The sequence below is a fragment of the Streptomyces sp. WAC 06738 genome, assembly GCF_003945505.1.
Classification (GTDB): Bacteria; Actinomycetota; Actinomycetes; order Streptomycetales; family Streptomycetaceae; genus Streptomyces.
Genome location: NZ_CP029618.1, coordinates 1641579 through 1661331 on the forward strand (window position 1 = coordinate 1641579; position 19753 = coordinate 1661331).

A 19753-nucleotide genomic window follows, 5' to 3' on the forward strand; every position below is an offset into this window, starting at 1 on the left:
GGACCGCCGCGCTAGGCGGCGTCCTTCCGCCCGCCGGCACCGGAGCCGCCGTCGGACTTCTCGGCCTTCTCGGCCGCCTTCTCCTCCGCCTTGCGCCGCTTGGCCTCGTCCGCCATCCGCCGCTTGGCCGCCGTCGCGTACTCGTCCACGTACTCCTGGCCGGAGAGCTTCATGATCTCGTACATGACCTCGTCGGTCACCGAACGCAGGATGAACCTGTCGTGCTCCATGCCCTGGTAGCGCGTGAAGTCCAGCGGCCTGCCGATCCGGATGCCCGGCCGCATGACCTTCGGCACCACCTGCCCCGGCGGCTGGATCTTCTCCGTGTCGATCATCGCCACCGGCAGCACCGGCGCCCCGCTGAGCAGCGCCAGCCGGCCGAGCCCGCCGGGCTTGCCGCGGTAGAGGCGGCCGTCGGGCGAGCGCGTGCCCTCGGGGTAGATGCCGAACAGCTCGCCCCGTTCGAGGACCTCGAGGCCGCTCTTGATCGCCGCCTCGCCGGCGCCCCGGCTGCCGGAGCGGTCGACGGGCAACTGCCCGACGCCCTTGAAGAACGCCGCCGTCAGCCGGCCCTTCACGCCCGGGGTGGTGAAGTACTCCGCCTTCGCGATGAAGGTGACCTTGCGGTGCAGCATCGAGGGCAGGAAGAAGGAGTCGGAGAAGGACAGATGGTTGCTCGCGAGGATCGCGGCACCGGTCTCGGGCACGTTCTCCATACCTTCCACCCAGGGACGGAAGACGAGCCTCAGGCTGTTGCCGAGAGACATCTTCATCGCGCTGTAGAACAACCGGGGCCTCCTGCGATCCGCTCGTGTGACCATAGCGCTCCTGGTAGGAGAGCGGTATCCGGGGGCGCGGGCCCCGTCCGGGGGCGGCGCGGGGCGCCCGCCGGGTCTCCGCGGGGGACCGTCCGTCCGTACGGGGCAGTACGCTCAAGGGCAGCGCCAGGCACGTATCCGCCGCCCGCCTGACACGATCGGAGTCCCGTCATGCCGGTCCTTTCCGGAGCCGAGCCGTTCCGCCAGCCGGGTGGCGAGACCGGAGTGCTTGTCTGCCACGGCTTCACCGGCTCCCCTCAGTCGGTACGGCCATGGGCCGAGCATCTCGCCGCCCGCGGCCTGACGGTCTCCATGCCGCTGCTGCCCGGGCACGGCACGCGCTGGCAGGACCTCCAGGTGACCCGCTGGCAGGACTGGTACGCGACGGTGGACCGGGAGTTGCGCGAGCTGTCCGGCCAGTGCGCGCGGGTCTTCCTGTGCGGGCTGTCCATGGGCGGCACGCTGATGCTGCGGCTCGCCGCCCTGCACGGGGACGCGGTCGCCGGCGTGGTCGTGGTCAACCCGCTGAACAAGCTGCACGGGGTGCTGCCGAAGGCCCTGCCCGCGGCCCGCTTCCTGGTACGGACCTCGCCGGGCGTGATCAACGACATCGCCAAGGAGGGCGCCGCCGAGACCGGCTACGACCGCGTGCCGCTGCACGCCGCGCACTCGCTGCGGCAGCTCCTCGCCCGCGTCGACGGCGAGCTGCCCCAGGTGACGCAGCCGCTGCTGGTGCTGCACAGCCGGGTCGACCATGTCGTCTCGCCGGTGGACTCGGCCCGTATCCTCGGCCGGGTCTCGTCCCGGGACGTCACGGAGACGGTGCTGGAGGACAGCTACCACATCGCCACGCTCGACCACGATGCGGAACGGATCTTCTCGGCCACCGACGACTTCATCGACCGGCTCACCCCGCCGGCCGACGGCAGCGAGCAGCGGAAGAGCGAGCAGCGGAAGGGAGCCCGGGCCCGTGGCGGAGCGTAACCCGGACCGGGAGGACCCGCAGCAGGGCGACGGGCCGGCGGAGACGGAGCCGGCGGGCGCGGAGCCGACGGGGTCCAGCGGCGCGCCGCTGGACGAGGAGGCCGCGTGGGCGGAGATCGTCGCGGCGTTCGACGAGGACTCCGTGGAGCCGCCGCACGAGCGGGCGGCGCGTGCGGCGGCCGAGGGCGAGGGCCCCGCGGGCGGTGCGGAGGGCGGCCCGGCGGACGCCAGCGGCGGTGCCGCCACCGCGGGCCCGGCGGACCAGGACGAGGACGGCGGTCCCGGGGCCGCCGCCAAGAGCGGCGGGCCCGGGGGCGGTGACGGCGCGAGCTTCATCGTCTTCTCCGCCGGTACGGGACCGCGCGACTGGGAGGCCGCCGAGGCGTCGGACGACGACCTCGACGAGACCGACGAGGGCCACTTCGTACCGCCGGAGCCGCCGCCGCTGCCGAAGGCCGACACGACGACCAAGTTCGCCTGGCTCGCGGTCCTCGGCGGCCCGCTGCTCCTGCTGGGGATGCTCATCTTCCAGCAGCCGATGACCTGGTGGGCCTCGGTGCTCGGCATCGGCGGCTTCCTCGGCGGCTTCGCCACCCTCGTCGCGCGGATGCGCCCGGGAGGCGACGATGACGACGAGCCGCCGGGCGGCGGCGCGGTGGTCTAGCCGGACCCGGGGACTTCCCCGTCCCCGCGACGGAACCTCTTCGGCCGCCCCGGCGGAGTAGTGGTGCACGGCCCGGTTGCGGGCAGCCGGGAGCGCAGGCCCACCGGCCGCGGGCCGAGGACGGTCCGGCCGGGGGAGCCGGTACGCGCCTCAGCGGCCGGCGGCCGCGGTTCCGGCCGGCGGCGGGGCGGGGACGCGGAGTACCGCCAGGACCGGGAGGTGGTCGGTGGCGACGCGGAGGTCGGCCGCGGAGACGCCCGGCAGGCCCTCCGGGACGCCGCAGCTCAGCACCTCGACCCCGTCGGTCGCGAGCACGGCGTCGATGCGCTTGCGCGGGTTGAGCGCGGTGGAGGTGTGCCGCCCGCCCCAGGGGCTGACGGCCCAGCCGTCCTGCAGTTCGGCGGCGAGCCGGCGGAACGCCGGGCCCTTGGGGCGCTCGTTGAGGTCCCCGGCGACCGCGACGTGCGGCTCGCCGAGGGCGCGCACGTGCGCGAGCAGCAGCCCGGCCTGCTCGTAGCGCTCCGCCTTGGCGAGGCTCAGGTGCGTGCTGACGACGGCCAGCCGGGCGTCGCCGAACCGCAGAACCGCCGTCGCCAGACCCCGCTGGTGCAGGCCGCGGGTGCGGGGCAGCAGGGTCTCGTCGGTGCGCTCCACGTGGGCGCGGAGGCCGGCGAGGAGCATGGGCCCGGCGCTGGTGGCGCCGCCGGTGACGTACAGCAGGCCGGTGGCGCGGGCGAGCCGGGCGGCCTTCTTGCGCCAGCGGAAGAAGCGCGGCGCTTCCTGGATGCAGACGACGTCGGGGGCGCAGGCGCGGATCACGCGGGCGAGGGCGGCCGTGTCGTCGCGCATGGAGCGGATGTTGTAGCTGAGCAGCCGGACGACGGCGGAGCCGTCCGGCTCGGTGCGCGAGGCGGGCAGATCGGGCAGCAGCACGGAGGTGAGACTACCGGGGTACGGCCGTGGGCGGCGGGCTCCGCGGGCCGCGGCGTCGCGGAAGCCGGGGGCCGTCCCGTACCGCGAGCCGTGGGCCCTCGTGCCTTCGGGTGCTCGCACCGTCCGGCACGCGGGCCGTCACGTCATCCGTGCCGCCGGGTGTCAGCCCTGGCGGGCCAGGTCGGCGGCGCCGACGAGCCCGGCGCGGCCGCCGAGTTGGGCGGCGAGCACCTGCGCGTGCGGGCGCCACTGGCTGCCGACGAGCCAGCGCCGGAACGACTTGCGGATCGGGTCGAGGACGAGATCGCCCTCGTCCGAGACGCCGCCGCCGACGATGAACGCCGACGGGTCGAAGAGCGACGCCAGGTCCGCGAGCCCCGCGCCCGCCCAACGGGCCAGCTCCCGGAACGAGTCGACCGCCACCGGATCGCCGCGCCGGGCGGCCTCGCTCACGTGCCGCCCCTGGACGCCCTCGGGCGTGCCGTCGCCGAGGGAGAGCAGTATCTCGGCGGACTCGGGGGTGGCGGCGGCCCGCTGGCGCGCGTACCGCACGAGGGCGCGGCCGGAGGCGTACTGCTCCCAGCAGCCCTGGCTGCCGCAGCCGCACAGCAACCCGTCGGGCACGACGCGGATATGACCGAACTCCGCGGCCACGCCGAAGCGGCCGCGGTGCAGCCGGCCGCCGATGATCACGCCGCCGCCGAGGCCGGTGCCCAGGGTGATGCAGACGACGTCGTCGTGGCCCTGTCCCGCGCCGAAGCGATACTCGCCCCAGGCGGCGGCGTTGGCGTCGTTCTCGACCACGACGGGCAGGCCGATGCGCTGCTCGACCTTGTCCTTGAGCGCCTCGTGGCGCCAGTTGACGTTCGGGGCGAAGAGCACGGTGGCGCGCTTGTCGTCCACGTACCCGGCGGCGCCGATGCCGACGGCCTCGGCCGGGGTGGCGGACGTGACCTCCTGGACCGCCGCGCAGATGGCGTCCACGACGCCTTCGGGTGTTTCGGGGGTCGGTACCGTGCTCGTCCGGATGATCGAGCCCTCTTCGTCGACCACACCGGCCGCAATCTTGGTGCCGCCGATGTCGACGCCGATGGTGAGTCCCATGTCTCCCTCGGTTATTCGGTTCGAACCCCGCTGCGCCTCCTCACATTACCGGAGGCGGCGCGGGGCCCGGCCGTCAGTCGAGGTCGATCTGCTTGGGGCTGCTGGGCGGTTCGTCGTCCCGCGACCAGTCGGCTTCCTGCCGCTGAACTGCGGCGCGGTAGGCGGCGGCGATCTCCGTGCCGGCGGAGGCGAGGTGGTCGAAGACCTGCGGATTGCGCTCCACGACGGGCTCGACGACGGTCTTCACGGAGGCGAGGAACTGCTTGGCGAACTGCTGCGCGGCGGTCTGCGCGACGGCGGCGGCACCGCCGGTCGCGCCGGGGGCGCGGAGCTCGGAGACCTTGTCGGAGAGGGAGTCGAAGAAGCGGCGCAGCTCCTCCGCGGCGCTGACGGGCTCCGGCCCGTAGACCGCGCGCCGCCGGGCCTGCTCGGCGGCGAAGTCCTCGGCACACGCCTGGGCCCACGCGTCCGGGTCCGGGACGGTGGACGCCGCACCGGGTTCAGGGCGCTCGATGGCATCACTCATACATCGACGGTACCCGACCGCCGACTTCACGTTCACTGCCGCGCAGCGGGTTGTGGGCCCGGGGAGGAGGGAGGCGGGGGAGGCGGGGGGTGTGCCGCGCTGCGGAGGCGGGTGGAGAGGGGGACGGGACGGAGCGGGGCGGGGGCGATGAGGCGGGTGGAGTCGTCAGCCCGGCTGGGGCCAGACCGCCGGGTCCGGGGTGAAGCGGATGTGGAGTTCGGCCTCGTGGAGGCCGGCGCGGGTGATGGTGCAGCGGCGCAGTGCCGCCGGCAGCGGCAGGGCGCGGCGGTGGCCGGCCGCCGTGACCAGGAGTTCGTCGCCGCGGCGTACGAGGGTGAGGTCCCCCCGTTCGACGCCCGGCAGCGGCAGGCGGTACAGCAGCACGCCCTCGTCGGCCAGCAGGTCGTCCACCTCCGCCGGGTCCCCGGGGTCGATCGCCGCGGGCCGTGCGCCCGGCGGCGCCACGGCCTCCGCCAGCACCGCCAGGGCCACCGGGCCCTTCGGCTCCGGGCCCAGGTGCGGCAGCACGCAGAACCTGGTGCCGGCCTCGCGCAGCTCCGCACCCAGTTCCTTGGCGACACGGTGCTGCTCGTCCGCCAGCGTCGCGTACCAGGCGTCGTCCGAGCCCCCGGGCAGCACCCGGTTCGCCACCACGGCCTCGACCGCGCAGCCCTGCAGCGCGTACGCCGCGCGCGTACGCCGCAGCTCGCGCGCCCCGCGCGGAGTGGCCTCCAGTACGAGCCGCACCCGCGTCCCGGCGGCCTCGGCCGCCTCCCGTACGGTCTCCAGCCGGTGCTCCCAGCGGGCCGCCGCCTCGTACACGCGCCCCGCCGGCACCGGCGCCCCGAGCAGCCGCCCCAGCAGCGGCCGCAGTCCCCGCGCCGCCTGCCGCTCCGCGGGCAGCAGCCGCCGCAGGTAGCGCACCAACTGCTCCGGCAGCGCCAGCGCCCGCAGGGTCTCCCACGCGGCGGGCATGTCCACGACGGCCAGGTCCCACGGTGCGGACGCGGCGGAGTCCCCGGCCGCGGATACATCGCCGGCTGCCGGCCCGGTCTCGTAGAGCGCCACCAGCGCCCGCAGCACCGCGAACTCGCGCGAGCCCGGCAGCGGCGTCAGCTCCTCCGCCGCCAGCGGCGTCGCGCCGAGCAGGTCCAGGGTGTCCTCGTACCGCTCCTGCCAGAGCGCCAGCGACTCCGTCGCCGACTCCGCCCCGCGCAGCCGCGCCGCCCAGAGCCCCGTCTCGACCCGCACCGGATCCGTCCACGGCGGTGCCTCCTCCGACCGCTCGGCCGCCGGCTCCGCGGCCGGCCGCTGGCCCGGGATCCGCGCCTCCGGCGTGCCCGCCAGCAGCCCGCCCGCCTCCCGGTCCGCCGTCAGCAGCAGCACCCGGGCCCCGTCGCGCGCGGCCCGCAGCGCCGTCGCCGCCGCGACCGTCGTACGGCCCGCGCCGGCCGCGCCGGTGACGAGGAGAGTACGCACGCGGCCCGTCAGTCCGTGCCGGAGCCGGAGCCGGAGTCCGCGGAAGCGCCCGGCACGCTCTCGACGCGCTGCTTCAGCCCGTCCAGCGCCCGCTCGATGATGATCTTCTCCATCTTGCGCTTCATCATCCCGAGCATCGGGATCTTGACGTCGACGGTGAGCTCGTACGTCACCTCGGTGCGCTCGCCGCCCGCCAGCGGCCGCAGCAGATACGCCCCGTCCAGCGCGCGCAGCATCTGCGACTTCTCCAGCGTCCAGCGCACCTCGTGCGGTCCCGCCCAGGTGTACGCCAGCGTCTGTTCGTCCCGGATCGTCTTCGCGTCCAGCACCAGCAGCACGCGCACCGCGCGCCCCTGTTCGTCCGCTTCGAGCACCTCGGTCCGCCGCACCTCGCCGGTCCACTCCGGGTAGCGGTCGAAGTCCGCGATCACCGTCATCACCGCATCCGGCGCGGCGTCGATGGTGATGCTCGACCTGGTGTGCTCTGCCATGCCTTGGCTCCTCCGTCAACCGTCCGCGCTGAAGGTTACCGCGCCCGGTTCACCACTCCAGAACCCACGGCTTCCCCCGGGACGCGAAGTGCCCGACGTTCACGCACTCCGTCGCCCCGATGCGCATCCGCCGCGCCAGCGGCTGGTGGACGTGGCCGAAGAGCGCGTACCGCGGCCGCACCTTGTGCACCGCCTCCAGCAGCGCCTCGCTGCCGCGCTCGAAGCGGCGCGCCACCGTGTCGTAACAGAGGTCGGGGACGAGGGGCGGGATGTGCGAGCAGAGCACGTCGACGTCCCCGACGGCGGCGACCTTCGCGGCGTACGTCTCGTCGTCGATCTCGTACGGCGTGCGCATCGGCGTCTGCAGTCCGCCGCCGACGAAGCCGAAGACCAGCCCGCCGATCTCGACCCGCTCGCCGTCGAGGACCGTGGTGCCCTCGCGGGCGAACTCGGGCCACAGCCGCGGGATGTCGACGTTGCCGTAGGTGGCGTACGTCGGCGTGGGGAAGGCCGCGAACAGCTCCGCGTACTGCTTGCGCACCGCCTTCTCGATCTCCCCGCGCTTGTCCATCCCGGCCCACAGCGAGCCCACGAACTCCCGGTGCTCGTCGAATCTGCGGGCGGTGCGCAGCTCCACGCTGCGCGTGGTGTTCGCGACGCCGAAGAGGTCGGGGAAGATGCCGCGCGAATGGTCGGCGTAGTCGATGAAGAGGATGAGGTCGCCGAGGCAGACCAGCGCGTCCGCGCCGTCGCCCGCGCGGGCCAGATCCGCGCTGTTGCCGTGCACGTCGCTGACCACGTGGACCCTCATGCGATCACCCTACTTCCGGCGCGCACGGCGCCCGCACGGCGCCCGTGCGGGCAGCCGCACGGCGGTGAGCGGCGCCACTGCCGCAAGGCGCCCCCGTGGGGATAGGGTCGCAGGTGGCCCACCGGAACGTCGAGGAGCAGCGTCTTGCGAGAGTTCGCCCTTCCCGCCCTGTACGAGGTCCCGGCGGACGCCAACCTTTCGGACCTCGTCCGCACCAACGCCGCCCGCACCCCCGACCTGGCCGTCGTCGCCCGCAAGACCGCGGCCGGCGACTGGCGGGACGTGTCCGCGGCGGACTTCCTCGCGGAGGTGGAGGCGGTGGCCAGGGGCCTGGTCGCGGCCGGGCTGCGGCCGGGGGACCGGATCGGGCTGATGTCCCGTACGCGGTACGAGTGGACGCTGCTGGACTTCGCGATCTGGACCGCGGGCGGCGTGACGGTCCCGGTGTACGAGACGAGTTCGGCCGAGCAGATCCACTGGATCCTCAGCGACTCGGGCGCCGTGGCGTGCGTGGTGGAGACCGCGGAGCACGCCGCCGCGGTCGAGTCGGTACGCGGCCGGGTGCCGCTGCTGCGCCAGGTGTGGCAGATCGAGGGCGCATCCGGCGGTGAAGGGGACGGCAAGGGCGCCGTCGCCGAGCTGACCGCCGCCGGGACCGGGGTGTCCGATGCCACGCTGGAGGAGCACCGCTCCGCGGCCGGCGCCGACTCCCCCGCGACGCTCGTCTACACCTCCGGCACCACCGGCCGTCCCAAGGGCTGCGTCCTCACCCACGGCCACTTCCTCGCCGAGTGCGGCAACGCGGTGGAGCAACTGCGCCCGCTCTTCCGCTCCGGCGACAGCTCCATCCTCCTCTTCCTGCCGCTCGCCCACGTCTTCGGCCGGCTGGTGGAGATCGCGGCGATGGTCGCCCCGATGAAGCTCGGGCACGTGTCGGACGTGAAGAACCTCACCGGCGACCTCGCCGCCTTCAAGCCGACGCTGCTGCTCGGCGTCCCCCGCGTCTTCGAGAAGGTCTACAACTCCGCCCGCGCCAAGGCCGGGGCCGACGGCAAGGGGAAGATCTTCGACAAGGCGGCCCACACGGCCATCGCGTACAGCCGCGCCCTGGACACCGGCGGCCCCGCCTTCGGACTGCGGCTGCGGCACGCGCTCTTCGACAAGCTCGTCTACGCGAAGCTGCGCGCCGTCCTCGGCGGCCGCGCCACCCACGCGATCTCCGGCGGCGCCCCGCTCGGCGAGCGGCTCGGGCACTTCTACCGCGGCATCGGCTTCACCGTCCTGGAGGGCTACGGCCTCACCGAGACGGCCGCCGCGATCACCGTCAACCCGGTGCAGCGCCCGAAGATCGGCACCGTGGGACAGCCGCTGCCGGGCTGCACCATCCGCATCGCCGACGACGGCGAGGTGCTGGTGCGCGGCGGCAACGTCTTCGAGGAGTACTGGGCCAACGAGGACGCGACGGCCGCTGCGCTGGACGGTGAGTGGCTGCGCACCGGTGACCTCGGGAGCCTGGACGAGGACGGGTATCTCTCCATCACCGGGCGGAAGAAGGAGATCCTCGTCACGGCGGCGGGCAAGAACGTCGCCCCCGCGGTCATAGAGGACCGCATCCGGGCGCACGCGCTGGTGGCGGAGTGCATGGTCGTCGGCGACGCGCGCCCGTTCGTCGCGGCGCTGATCACGCTGGACGAGGAGTTCCTCGCCCGGTGGGCGGAGGAGCACGGCAAGCAGGGCCGCACGGCGGCGGAGCTGGCGGACGACGCGGAGCTGCTCGCGGCGGTGCAGTTGGCGGTGGACGACGGGAACGCGCAGGTGTCGCGGGCGGAGTCGGTGCGCAAGTTCCGCATCCTGCCGGGGCAGTTCACGGAGGAGTCGGGGCATCTCACGCCGTCGCTGAAGCTGAAGCGGGGCGCGGTGGCGAAGGACTTCACGGAGGAGATCGAGGCGCTGTACGAGCGATAGGGGGCGGGGGCGTACGGGGCAGCTCGCGGGCGGGCGCCGCACGCCGGCCGGCTGCCGGCGCCCCACGCCGGTCGCGTACGGGACCAGTGGGGCCGGTGCGTACGGCCGCGAGCCCCCGGCCCGTACCGTACGCGCCGCTCCGCGCCCTCACAGCAGCGACGTCAGCCGCTCCGCCAGCAGGTCCCAGCGCCACCGCTCCGCCACCCACGCCCGCCCCCGCGCGCCCATCCGCGCGCGCAGGTCCGCGTCGCCGAGCAGCGTCACGATGTGCTCCGCCGCCTGCGCCGCCTGCCGCTCCGCGCCGCCGCGCACCACCCACCCGGTCTCGCCGTCGAGCACCGCGTCCGGAGCCCCGCCCGAGTCACCCGCGACGACCGGCAGGCCGGTCGCGGACGCCTCCAGGTACACGATGCCCAGCCCCTCCACGTCGAGTCCGCCGCGCCGCGTGCGGCACGGCATGGCGAACACGTCGCCCGCGCCGAAGTGCGCGGGCAGTTCCTCCCACGGCACCGCGCCCGTGAAGCGCACCGAGCCGGCGACGCCTGTGGCGGCCGCGAGCTTCTCCAGGTCACCGCGGTACGGGCCGCCGCCGACGATCAGCAGCACCGCCTCCGGCTGCGCGGCCAGGATCCGGGGCAGCGCACGGATCAGGGTGTCCTGGCCCTTGCGGGGGACGAGCCGGGAGACGCAGACGACGACCGGCCGGTCCGCGAGCCCGAGGCGGGCGCGGACGGCGTCGCCGCCGGAGCCCGGGTGGAACGCGGTCTCGTCGACGCCCGGCGGCAACCGCGCCATCCGCGCGGCGGCCTCGGGGGTGAGCGCGCGGGCGATCCGGGCGCGGGTGTACTCACCCAGGTACGTGAGCGTGTCCGCCGACTCGCCGATGCGCCGCAGCAGTTGCCGCGCCACCGGCAACTGCGCCCAGCCCGCCTCGTGCCCGTGCGTGGTGGCCACGATCCGCTCGGCGCCCGCGCGCCGCAGCGCCGGCGCCATCAGCCCCAGCGGCGCGGCGGCCCCGAACCACACCGAGCGGCAGCCGTGCGCGCGCAGCAGCCCGGCCGCGCGGCGGGTGACACGCGGGGTGGGCAGCAGCATCGTGGTGCGGTCGCGGATCACCTCGAAGGGCTGGCGGGCGTCGAAGTCCCGGGTGGCGGCGCGGCCTTCGGCGTCGCGCTTCCAGGTGGAGGCGTAGACGACGACCTGCTCGGGGTCCAGCCGCAGGCACATGCTGTGCAGGAAGTTCTGGATGCCGCCGGGGCGGGGCGGGAAGTCGTTGGTGACGACGAGGGTCTTGTGCGGCGGCCGGTGGGCCGGCGGTCCGCCGGGAGGCGGGTCGCCGGGGGGCGGCTTGCGGGGCGGTGGCGTGTGCATCGCGGCCGACAGTACCGGGGCCCGCGGGGCCGGGGACCTGCGGCCGGGCGGAGCCGTGTCGTAGTGTCGTCGGACGCACACGGGGGCGGGGCGGAGGTCGAGCCATGGCACGGGTCGCGGCGCCGGTGGCGGCGTGGGCGCTGACCCGCGTGGGCCTGCTGCTGCTCGTCCTGGGCATGGTCACGCTGCCCGGGCCCGACGTCACCAGCGACGTCGAGGTGATCTACCGCGGCTGGTACGAGGTGCTGCGCACCGGCACGTTCCCGGTCGACGACGTGAGCTGGCAGTACCCGCCGGGCGCGGCGCTCCCGGTGCTCTCCCCCGGGCTGCTGCCGTTCCTCGGCTACGCGTCCGCCTTCTACGCGATGGCCTGCGCGGCGGACGCGGCGGTGCTGGCGCTGCTGCTGCGGGCCGGGGGCGGCGCCGGGCGGTCGCGGGCGGGGGCGTGGTTCTGGGTGGCGGGAGTGCCGCTGCTGGGGCCGACCGCGTACGCGCGCTACGACGTGATGGTCACCGCCGTCGCCGTCGCGGCGCTGCTGGCCGCGGCCCGGCGGCCGGCGGTGGCGGGGGCGCTGGCGGGATTCGGCGCGATGCTGAAGGTGTGGCCGGTGCTGGTGCTGCTGGGCGCGGCGCGCGGGCGGGCGACGCGGCTGTCGTGGGGCGCGGCGGCGGGGACGGCGGCGGGGGTGGCGCTGCTGGCGGCCGTGGCGATGCCGGGGGCGTTCGACTTCGTCACGGCACAGCGCGACCGCGGCACGGAGGTGGAGTCGCTGGGGGCGCTGGTCTTCCACGTCGGCAGGCACCACGGCTGGGAGGGGACGGTGGAACTGCACTACGGCTCCATGGAGTTCCTCGGTCCCGGCGTCGGCCTGGTCAGCGATCTGGCGCTGGGGCTCTCGGTGGTGGCGATGGGGTGGCTGGTGCTGTGGCGGCTGCGCGCGCGGGAGTTCACGGCGACGACGGGGTGCGAGGCGGCGTTCGCGGGGGCGCTGCTCTTCACGACCACGAGCCGGGTGATCAGCCCGCAGTACCTGCTCTGGCTCGTCGGCCTGGCGGCGGTGTGCCTGACGCTGCGGGCGGCGCGGATGGCGCTGCCGGCGGGCCTGGTGCTGGCGGCGACGGGGGTGACGCTGGCGGAGTTCCCGGTGTGGTTCGGGGAGGTCGTGGGGAGCACCGGGTTCGGGATCGCGCTGCTGGCGTTCCGGAACGGGCTGCTGGTCGTGGCGACGGTGGTGGCGTGCCGGCGGCTGTGGCGGTCGACGGCGGCGCCCGCGGGGCCGGGGAGCGGGGAGGCTGCGGTGCCGCGGCAGCGTACGGCGCGGGAGGACGACCTGCTGACGTGGTGACGTCCGCGTACCCCGTCCCCTGCGGAGGCTACGCGCCGCCGCCCGCCTTGAAGAGGAGGAGCAGGAACGCCGCGAAGAGGTGGCCGACGAAGATGTAGACGATGAGGCGGATCACCAGGCCGCGGGGGAATCTCTCTTCGATCCGCTTGGACACGGCGGTCTCCTTGGGGGTCAGTGCCGGGTGCCGTCGCCGAGGCACAGCCCGGTGACGGCGCTCTGCAGCAGCGTGTGGACGAAGAGCAGCCCGAGCCCGCCGGGCTCGGCGGCGGCGATGCGGTGCGGGGTGAGGGAGTCGAACTGGGCGCTGTCGCCGGGGTCCAGCAGGTGCTCGCGGTCGCCGAGCACGAGCCGCATCCGCCCGTCGAGCACGTACAGCCACTCCTCGCCGGGATGGACCCGGACGAGGTCGCGGTGCTCGGCGTCGTACGGCACGAACACCCGCAGCGCCTGCATCCCCCGGTCCGTCCCCCCGGCCTGCCGGTACGACCACCCCCCGGCCTCCCGCACCGGCACCTCGGCCCCCCGCACGACGGAGGTCTGCGCCGAGGACACCTCGCCGAGCAGCTCGGAAACCGTCGTACCGTAGACTTGGGCCAGCTTGAGCAGCACCGGCAGCGAGGGCTGCCGCTGCCCGGTCTCCAGCCGGGAGAGATGGGCCGGCGAAAGCTCGGCCCTGGCGGCCGCGGCCTCCAGTGTCAGCCCGGCCCGCCGGCGCAGCTCGCGCAGGTGGGGCGCCTGGGGATGCTCGGTGCTCATACCGCCCATTGAGCCACCGCCCGTGCCTCAGAGTCAAACATCTTGCCTCTCAGGCAAAAGTGCCGTGGGCGGCCTCAGCCCAGCTCGTGGTCCAGGTACGTCCGCCACCGTGCCGTGAACTCCGTGAGGCTCACGCCCAGCTCCGTGCGGAGGGCCGGGCCGACGGCCTTCTCGCGGGACTCCGCCCCGCCCACGGCGCGGTAGAGCGCCACGAGGTCGTCCGGGGTCCACTCGTCGGCGACCATCCGTGCCGCCAGCCACGCTTCGCCGTACGCCTCCGCCACCCGGTCGCCGTCGCCGTCCGTGGGGCGGGCGAAGTCGGCGTCGGCGGGGAGGGAGTCCGGCAGCCGGCCGGCGGCCACCGCGCGCGCGAGTTCGGGTGCGCCCTCGCGGGGATCGCGGCCGGTGCCGCGGAAGGCGACCCAGTCCGCGAAGCCCTCGGAGAGCCAGAGGGGCGTGGCCGGGGAGGTGTCGGCGCGGGTGGCGACGTGGACGGTCTCGTGGGTGAGGACGATGCGGCGCCCCAGGGTGCCGAGCGTGTCGTACGCCTCGGGGTTGACGACGACGCGGTCGGCGGGCGTGCGGTCCCGGTGCCGGCCGGTGGTGACGGCGGCCACGCCCGCGTAGGCCGTCGGTCCCTCGCCGAGCAGTTCCCCCATCGCCGCCTGCGACGCGGGCACCAGCACCACGACGCGGCGCGCCCACGTGCCGCCCCACGCGGCGGAGACTTCGGGCACCGCGCGGTCGGCGACGGCGGCGATGCCGCGCAGGCTGGCCTCGGGCCGGCCGGCGCCGAGCACGAGGCTGTGCGTACCGCGTACGACGGTGAGCGGGCCCTGGTCCCACGGCTGCGGGCGGCTGCCGGGCGCCGGTCCCGCGACGTACCAGCGGCTGTCGCGGCGTACGAACTCCAGCCGCTGGCCGGCGGTCGCGTCGCCGGTGTCGTAGCCGCGGAGGCGGTAGGCCAGGCGGACGTCGGCGGTGGTGCGTTCCGCGGTGGCGGGCACGGTGACGCGGGCGGGGTCGTCGAGACGGAGGGTCCAGGCGGCGAGCGGGAGGGCGTCGAGGTTGCGGAAGACGGTGCGCTGCCGCTGCCGGTACGGGCCGGAGTGCGGGTCGACGGTGCGCAGGTACGCGGCCTCGTCGCCGTCCCGGACGGCGGCGGAGCGCTGCCGTAGCAGGTCGGCGATGGCGCGGGTGGCGTCGCGGGGCCCGCCGCCCCCGCCGTCCCCTCCGCCCTCTCCGGCCCCGCCGCATCCGCCGAGCAGCACGGCGACCAGCCCGCCACAGAGCATCAGCACCACGGTCCGCCGCACGCCTGCCACGCCGACGAGCGTACGTCGCTCCGGCGGGCGGGGGTGCGGCGCGGGTGACCGGGGCGGCGTTGTCAGAGGGGCGGCCTACCCTTGGGCGGGAGTGCGGGGGACGTAGGGGATGAAGGGGACGAAGGAGGTGCGGGGGGTGCCGGGGACGTGGCGGGCGTGGGGGCGCGACGGCGAGCCGCGCCCCCGTCCGGTTCTACGGCCGGGTCACCGAGGCGACCGGCATCATCCCCACCGGGTCGTAGCGCACCGACGCACCCGGGTACGGGGCGTGGACGACCTGGCCGCCGCCCACGTACATCGCCACGTGGCTCGCGTCCGCCCGGTACGTCACCAGGTCGCCCGGCTGCGCCTGGCCCAGCGGCACCTGGCGGCCCGCGTAGCGCTGCGCCTGCGACGTGCGCGGGATGGACACCCCGGCCTTGCCGTAGGCCCACTGCGTCAGGCCCGAGCAGTCGAACCCGCCGGGCGCCGCGCCGCCCCACACGTACGGCGTGCCGACCGCGCCCCGTGCCGCCGCCACCGCGAGCGCGCCGCGGCCGGAGGCCGGTGCCGGGGCGAGGTCGGGCGCCTGGGCGGAGCGGGAGGCACGGTTGCCGCCGGTGTCGGGACGCTCCTCCTTCGGCAGCGAGTTGAGGAGCCGCCGCGCCTCCGCGAGCCGGTCCGTGACCTCGCGCTTGTGCCCGGCCAGCGCGTCGCGTTCGCGCTCCAGGTCCGCGAGGGTGTCCCCGGCCCGTACCCGCTGCTGCTCCAGCCCGCGCTGGAGGCCGACGAGTTGGCGCAGCCGGCCGCTCTGCCGGTTGCCGATGCGCTCCAGGGCGGAGGCCTTCTCCAGATAGCCCTCGGGGCTCTCCGAGAGGATCAGGGTCAGCTTCGGGTCGATGCCGCCGGAACGGTACTGCGCGCCGGCGAGCGAACCGAGTTCGGTGCGCATCCGGTTGATCCGGGCGAGGTCGCGGGCGGCGCGGTCCTGGAGCAGGGCCGCCTTGCGGCGCAGCTCCTCGGTGCGCTCCTTGGCCGCGTTGTACTTCTCGGTGGCCCGCTCTGCCTGGGCGTAGAGGTCGTGGACCCGCTCCCTGGCCGCGGCGTGGTCGTCGGGGGCGGCCAGGGCCGCGTCGGAGAGGCCGGAGAAGACGGCGGGCGAGCCGGACAGCGCCGCCGCCGCGGCGGCGGTGAGGACGCCGGTACGCAGCCGACCGGCACCGCAGGGCCGGGTGGATCGTCGATGTGCTGACACGCGGCAGACAGTAACCACGCGACTACGCGCCGACCAAGAACCGCCCCCGGGCGCGATGTCGGCGCCCGGGTGCCGACGCAGGTCACCCGCGGGGCGTTCGAAACGCGCGGTGTCGGCAATTCGCCCGAACGGGCGGCACGGTGGCCGTAACGAAAGCCGCGGCGTGCCCAACGGGGGCCGCGGCGGGCGCCGCGGCCGGCGTCAGACGCGCGCGCCCCACATGAACGGCATGTTCCCGACGGCCTCGTAGCGGACGACCGCGCCCGGCTTCGGGGCGTGGATGATCTGGCCGTTGCCCGCGTAGATGCCGACGTGGTGCAGGTCGCTGTAGAAGAACACGAGGTCCCCGGGCTGGAGCTGGCTGACCGAGGATATCCGGGTGCCGACGTTGGCCTGGTCCTGCGAGATGCGCGGCAGCGCGACGCCGGCCTGCGAGAAGGCCCAGCCGGTGAGGCCCGAGCAGTCGAAGGAGCTGGGGCCGGTGGCGCCGTAGACGTACGGGGCGCCCAGCTTGCTCTGCGCCGCGGACAGGGCCGCCGCGCCGTGGGAGGAGCCGGGGGCGACGTCGCCGAGGTCGACGCGGTCCTCCGCCTCGCGGCTGGCGCGCTGCTCCTCTTCGGCGAGCGCGGCCTGCTCCTCCTCGGTGAGCTGGTTGAGCAGCGCGCGGGCGTCGCTCAGCTTGTCCTGGACCTTCTTCTTCTGGGAGCCCAGCTCCTTGCGGGTCTCCTCCAGGTCCTTGAGCTTCTCGCTCGCCTCCTGGCGCTGCTGCGCGAGGCTGCGCTGCTTGTCGGCGATGCGTTCCAGCGACTCGGCCTGCTTGCCGCTGACCCGGTCCATCGTGGACGCCTTGTCCAGGTAGGTGTCCGGGTCGGCGGAGAGGAAGAGCTGCACGGAGGGGTCGATGCTGCCGCTGCGGTACTGGGCGGTGGCCAGCGAACCGAGGCCGTCGCGGAGGTCGTTGAGCTCCTGCTGGCCGCGGGCGGCCTTGTCCTGGAGCTCCTTGACGTCCTCTTCGAGCTTGTCCTGCCGCTCCTTGGCGCCGTTGTACTTCTCCGTGGCGCGCTCGGCGTCCTCGTACAGGTTGTCGACCTGCCGCTTGACGTCGTCCTTGTCGGGGGCGGCTTGCGCGCTCTGGGTGGAGAGGGCGACGGCCGCGGCGGCGGTCGCGGTGAAGACGGTGACCCTGGCCCGGTTCGGCTGCTTCGGTCGACGGTGGGACGCCACGAAGGCGAGCTCCTCTTCCTCCAGCCGCCCGACCGTGGCTTTGGGGATGCCCCGGTACCGGCGGGACCTTCGCCATCGCCCCGGATGAGCGATCGACTGCACGAAGGTTCGGGCCAGACACTAACGAGGCACGGGCGATCCGTTCAAATCCCTCCGGCAAAAAAGTCCCCCCGAAGCGCGTTTCTTTACTCACATCACACGGCCAGTAGTCACTGTTCGACAACGAGTTGGACTCGGAGAGGCGAACTGTCCGCACCCGCGAGGGACGGCGGGGTTGTCCGAACTCGCCCGTGTTTCCCCGGGTTGTCAGCTCCGGGCGAGCCGCTTGAGGAGCAGCGCGGACGATACGGGCCGGGCGCCCGCGGCGGCGACGCCGTCGGCGACCTCGCGGTCGGCGGAGACCACCACGACGGGTCTGCCGGTGGGTTCGGCCCGGACGAGCCGGCGGATCAGCTCGTCCGCGGTCTCGCCCGGCTTGCTGAAGAGCACCCGCACCCCGCGCGGCGGCGCGAGCAGCACCGGCGCGGCCAGCTCCGCGCCGTCGAACACGCACGTCACCTCCGCGCCCGTCTGCGCGGCGAGGCCGGCGAGGCCGCCGAGGAGGCGCAGGCGCTGCTTCTCCAACGGGAGCGTGGGATAGCCGGTCTTGGTGACGTTGTAGCCGTCGACGACCATGTGCGCCTGCGGCAGCGCGAGCAGTTGGTCGAGGAGCGCCGGGTCGGTGGCGGAGAGGGCGCGGGCGGCCACGTCCTTCGGCGAGATCGTGCCGGGCTCGACCGCGCCGACGGTGTCCGCGGGGGTCATCCGGGTGGGCGGCAGGGCGAGTTCGCGGCGGAGCCCCTGGGCGGCGTCGAGCACGGTGTCGAGGAGGAGGCGTACGCGCATGTCCTCCACGCTGCGCCCCTCGCGGGCGGCCCGGCGGCTGGCCTCCAGACCGGACTCGGCCTCGCCGAGGCGGGCGCGGAGGCGGCGGGCCTCGCTCTCGGCGGCGGCCAGGTGGGCGGCGGCCTCCTCGCGTCCCGCGGCGGCCTCCTGCTGGAGCTTGCGGACGGCGGCCTCGCCGCGCTTGACGTCGCTGAGCGCGCTGCGCAGCCGGCGGTGCAGGCCCTCGTTCTCGCGGCGCAGCGCCTCCAGTTCGTGCCGGGTGCGCTCCGACTCGCCGCGGGCGGCGGCGCGGGCCTCGGAGAGCTCCGTACGCAGCCGGGCCAGCTCGCGGGCGGCCTCCTCACCGGCCCGCTCGGCGCCGGCGCGCTGCTCCTCCTCGCCGGCGGCGGCGATGAGCTTCACCCAGCCGGGGGGCCGCAGCAGGTACGCGAGGGCCGCGACGTCGACGGGCTCGGCGGCGGCCGGCGGGCTGCCCCCGCGCAGCGCGGCGGCCAGCTCGGGCTGGAGCTCGGCGGCGCGCAGGGCGATCCGGTCGCGGAAGGCGGCGTCGGCCTCCAGCGCGGCGGCGATGGCGTTGCCGGCGAGCTTGACGCGGCGGGACGGGGTGAAGCGGGCGTACTGCCGCAACTGCGGCGGCAGCTCCGCGATGGTCAGGCCGCCGAAGGATTCGTCGGCCAGGGTGACGATCCGGCGGCGCACCCCCTCGGGCAGCGGGCCGTCGAGCACCTCGGCCGCGTCCTCGTCGGAGGAGACGCCCGAGCCTTCCCTCGGCTCCACCACCGGTCACCCTTCCGCTTCAGCGATCCCCGCGGCTTCGGCCGGTCCTTCCGGCGCCGGCGCCGGCCCGGCGCACCGACCTCGTCGCAGGCCGTGCCCCCACCCTACGACCTGGAGCGAGGTCTTAGGCAGACAGATAGAGTGAGCGCCGCACGCGGGTCCGAGAGGGAGAGCGCACACATGATCACTGCGATCGTTCTGATCAACACCGACGTGGACCGCATTCCCGAGATCGCGGAGTCGATCGCCGCGATCGACGGGGTCAGCGAGGTGTACTCGGTCACGGGGGCGCACGACCTGATCGCCATCGTCCGGGTGGCGCGCCACGACGACCTGGCCGACGTGATCCCGGGCCGGATCAGCAAGGTCCCGGGCGTGGCGGGGACCGAGACGCACATCTCCTTCCGTACGTACTCGCAGCACGACCTCGAAGCCGCGTTCGCCATCGGCCTGGAGGAGTAGCGGGGTGCGCGCTCGGGGCCCAAGGGCCTGTCGTCAATCTCCCGTCTGCGGTGCGACGCCTGGCACGCACGCTCGCTGCGTTGTCGGATCGACCGAATAGGCCCACTATGCGGTCGACCCTCCGCCTTGCGATCGCACGCACCAGACGCCGCACCGCCCGCCCTGCGGGCGAACGACGCGAGATTGACGACAGGCCCTAGATGAAGAATCTCTCATCCGTCCTTCACGCTGTGCGGCATCCGCCGGCCGCAGCCTCGGACACATGGCTTTCTCGAAGCGCATGGCCGCACTGACCGCCGTGGTGGCGATCCCGCTGGGCATCGCCGCGACCAGCTACGCCCTGACCGACGACCCGGAGGACCCCACTCCGCCCGCCCGGGTGGAGATGGAGGGCGGCACGTCCTCCCCGCCGGGGTCCACCTCGCCGTCGACCGGCACGTCCCCCGGCGGGGAGACGGGCAAGGAGACGGTCTCGCCGCCGCCGGTGCGCGACGGCCCCACCACGGATCCGTCGGGCAGCGCGAGCGGCGACGACGCCGACGACACCGGGGACGACTCCGGCGGCGGCAACGACGACGATGAGTTCGACGACTGATCG

20 protein-coding genes are annotated in these 19753 nt (G+C 74.8%); 6 read left to right on the forward strand and 14 right to left on the reverse strand.

What is annotated here, in order from left to right:
- Nucleotides 1-11: 11 nt before the first annotated feature.
- Nucleotides 12-788, reverse strand: a complete 777-nt coding sequence (locus tag DMB38_RS06870; RefSeq protein ID WP_125934392.1) for a lysophospholipid acyltransferase family protein — start codon at nucleotides 786-788, stop codon at nucleotides 12-14.
- Nucleotides 789-989: 201 nt separating this feature from the next.
- Here DMB38_RS06870 and DMB38_RS06875 point away from each other — a divergent pair, with 201 nt between their 5' ends.
- Together DMB38_RS06875 and DMB38_RS06880 are read left to right on the forward strand one after the other, a co-directional pair.
- Nucleotides 990-1802 (forward strand): alpha/beta fold hydrolase, encoded by an 813-nt coding sequence (locus DMB38_RS06875; RefSeq protein WP_125934393.1) that lies wholly within the window; start codon nucleotides 990-992, stop codon nucleotides 1800-1802.
- Complete coding sequence (locus tag DMB38_RS06880; protein ID WP_125934394.1) at nucleotides 1789-2466, forward strand: hypothetical protein; 678 nt, start codon at nucleotides 1789-1791, stop codon at nucleotides 2464-2466. Before DMB38_RS06875 ends, DMB38_RS06880 begins: the two co-directional genes overlap by 14 nt.
- A gap of 150 nt (nucleotides 2467-2616) precedes the next feature.
- Here the strand turns inward: DMB38_RS06880 and DMB38_RS06885 are convergent, their stop codons facing one another.
- The 6 genes from DMB38_RS06885 to DMB38_RS06910 form a co-directional block, all read right to left on the reverse strand.
- Entirely contained in the window at nucleotides 2617-3399 is a 783-nt protein-coding gene (locus DMB38_RS06885; protein WP_125934395.1) for an endonuclease/exonuclease/phosphatase family protein, read from the reverse strand.
- Nucleotides 3400-3561: 162 nt separating this feature from the next.
- On the reverse strand, nucleotides 3562-4503 hold the full coding sequence (locus tag DMB38_RS06890; RefSeq protein ID WP_125934396.1) for an ROK family glucokinase: 942 nt from the start codon (nucleotides 4501-4503) through the stop codon (nucleotides 3562-3564).
- 73 nt (nucleotides 4504-4576) lie between these two features.
- Entirely contained in the window at nucleotides 4577-5029 is a 453-nt protein-coding gene (locus DMB38_RS06895) for a DUF5304 family protein (protein ID WP_125934397.1), read from the reverse strand.
- Between the two features lie 165 nt (nucleotides 5030-5194).
- Complete coding sequence (locus tag DMB38_RS06900; protein ID WP_125934398.1) at nucleotides 5195-6508, reverse strand: ArsA-related P-loop ATPase; 1314 nt, start codon at nucleotides 6506-6508, stop codon at nucleotides 5195-5197.
- A gap of 8 nt (nucleotides 6509-6516) precedes the next feature.
- The gene (locus tag DMB38_RS06905; RefSeq protein WP_125934399.1) at nucleotides 6517-6999 is read right to left on the reverse strand and encodes an SRPBCC family protein; all 483 of its coding nucleotides are present in this window, start codon (nucleotides 6997-6999) and stop codon (nucleotides 6517-6519) included.
- A 49-nt stretch (nucleotides 7000-7048) separates the two neighbouring features.
- On the reverse strand, nucleotides 7049-7810 hold the full coding sequence (locus DMB38_RS06910) for a metallophosphoesterase (protein WP_125934400.1): 762 nt from the start codon (nucleotides 7808-7810) through the stop codon (nucleotides 7049-7051).
- 144 nt (nucleotides 7811-7954) lie between these two features.
- On the opposite strand from DMB38_RS06910, the gene DMB38_RS06915 reads away from it, so the two are divergent.
- The gene (locus DMB38_RS06915) at nucleotides 7955-9775 is read left to right on the forward strand and encodes an AMP-dependent synthetase/ligase (RefSeq protein WP_125934401.1); all 1821 of its coding nucleotides are present in this window, start codon (nucleotides 7955-7957) and stop codon (nucleotides 9773-9775) included.
- Nucleotides 9776-9922: 147 nt separating this feature from the next.
- Here DMB38_RS06915 and DMB38_RS06920 read toward each other — a convergent pair whose 3' ends face one another.
- A complete protein-coding gene (locus tag DMB38_RS06920) occupies nucleotides 9923-11146 on the reverse strand; it encodes a glycosyltransferase family 4 protein (RefSeq protein ID WP_240662009.1) in 1224 nt (407 codons plus the stop codon).
- A gap of 104 nt (nucleotides 11147-11250) precedes the next feature.
- Between DMB38_RS06920 and DMB38_RS06925 the strand changes: the two genes are divergently transcribed.
- Nucleotides 11251-12492 (forward strand): glycosyltransferase 87 family protein, encoded by a 1242-nt coding sequence (locus tag DMB38_RS06925; RefSeq protein WP_125934402.1) that lies wholly within the window; start codon nucleotides 11251-11253, stop codon nucleotides 12490-12492.
- A gap of 28 nt (nucleotides 12493-12520) precedes the next feature.
- On the opposite strand, the gene DMB38_RS36660 is transcribed toward DMB38_RS06925, so the two are convergent.
- The 6 genes from DMB38_RS36660 to DMB38_RS06950 form a co-directional block, all read right to left on the reverse strand.
- A complete protein-coding gene (locus tag DMB38_RS36660) occupies nucleotides 12521-12646 on the reverse strand; it encodes a DUF6126 family protein (protein WP_222439496.1) in 126 nt (41 codons plus the stop codon).
- A gap of 17 nt (nucleotides 12647-12663) precedes the next feature.
- The gene (locus tag DMB38_RS06930; protein WP_125934403.1) at nucleotides 12664-13257 is read right to left on the reverse strand and encodes an XRE family transcriptional regulator; all 594 of its coding nucleotides are present in this window, start codon (nucleotides 13255-13257) and stop codon (nucleotides 12664-12666) included.
- Between the two features lie 65 nt (nucleotides 13258-13322).
- Nucleotides 13323-14573, reverse strand: coding sequence for a hypothetical protein (locus DMB38_RS06935; RefSeq protein ID WP_125934404.1), 1251 nt, complete (start codon nucleotides 14571-14573; stop codon nucleotides 13323-13325).
- A 193-nt stretch (nucleotides 14574-14766) separates the two neighbouring features.
- Nucleotides 14767-15807 (reverse strand): NlpC/P60 family protein, encoded by a 1041-nt coding sequence (locus DMB38_RS06940; RefSeq protein WP_125934405.1) that lies wholly within the window; start codon nucleotides 15805-15807, stop codon nucleotides 14767-14769.
- A 201-nt stretch (nucleotides 15808-16008) separates the two neighbouring features.
- Complete coding sequence (locus tag DMB38_RS06945; RefSeq protein ID WP_125934406.1) at nucleotides 16009-17031, reverse strand: NlpC/P60 family protein; 1023 nt, start codon at nucleotides 17029-17031, stop codon at nucleotides 16009-16011.
- 306 nt (nucleotides 17032-17337) lie between these two features.
- Nucleotides 17338-18696, reverse strand: a complete 1359-nt coding sequence (locus tag DMB38_RS06950) for an NYN domain-containing protein (RefSeq protein WP_125934407.1) — start codon at nucleotides 18694-18696, stop codon at nucleotides 17338-17340.
- Nucleotides 18697-18873: 177 nt separating this feature from the next.
- On the opposite strand from DMB38_RS06950, the gene DMB38_RS06955 reads away from it, so the two are divergent.
- Together DMB38_RS06955 and DMB38_RS06960 are read left to right on the forward strand one after the other, a co-directional pair.
- On the forward strand, nucleotides 18874-19155 hold the full coding sequence (locus DMB38_RS06955) for an Lrp/AsnC ligand binding domain-containing protein (protein WP_047015320.1): 282 nt from the start codon (nucleotides 18874-18876) through the stop codon (nucleotides 19153-19155).
- Between the two features lie 280 nt (nucleotides 19156-19435).
- Entirely contained in the window at nucleotides 19436-19750 is a 315-nt protein-coding gene (locus DMB38_RS06960; protein WP_125938863.1) for a hypothetical protein, read from the forward strand.
- The last annotated feature ends 3 nt before the right edge of the window (nucleotides 19751-19753 follow it).

What these genes read in the sequence shown, in the direction of transcription:
- DMB38_RS06910 (WP_125934400.1), bottom strand. Translation starts at nt 7,810, where the DNA reads ATGAGGGTCCACGTGGTCAGCGACGTGCACGGCAACAGCGCGGATCTG.
- DMB38_RS06930 (WP_125934403.1), bottom strand. Translation starts at nt 13,257, where the DNA reads ATGGGCGGTATGAGCACCGAGCATCCCCAGGCGCCCCACCTGCGCGAG.
- DMB38_RS06920 (WP_240662009.1), bottom strand. Translation starts at nt 11,146, where the DNA reads ATGCACACGCCACCGCCCCGCAAGCCGCCCCCCGGCGACCCGCCTCCC.
- DMB38_RS06960 (WP_125938863.1), top strand. Translation starts at nt 19,436, where the DNA reads ATGGCCGCACTGACCGCCGTGGTGGCGATCCCGCTGGGCATCGCCGCG.
- DMB38_RS06905 (WP_125934399.1), bottom strand. Translation starts at nt 6,999, where the DNA reads ATGGCAGAGCACACCAGGTCGAGCATCACCATCGACGCCGCGCCGGAT.
- DMB38_RS06925 (WP_125934402.1), top strand. Translation starts at nt 11,251, where the DNA reads ATGGCACGGGTCGCGGCGCCGGTGGCGGCGTGGGCGCTGACCCGCGTG.
- DMB38_RS06895 (WP_125934397.1), bottom strand. Translation starts at nt 5,029, where the DNA reads ATGAGTGATGCCATCGAGCGCCCTGAACCCGGTGCGGCGTCCACCGTC.
- DMB38_RS06955 (WP_047015320.1), top strand. Translation starts at nt 18,874, where the DNA reads ATGATCACTGCGATCGTTCTGATCAACACCGACGTGGACCGCATTCCC.
- DMB38_RS06890 (WP_125934396.1), bottom strand. Translation starts at nt 4,503, where the DNA reads ATGGGACTCACCATCGGCGTCGACATCGGCGGCACCAAGATTGCGGCC.
- DMB38_RS06875 (WP_125934393.1), top strand. Translation starts at nt 990, where the DNA reads ATGCCGGTCCTTTCCGGAGCCGAGCCGTTCCGCCAGCCGGGTGGCGAG.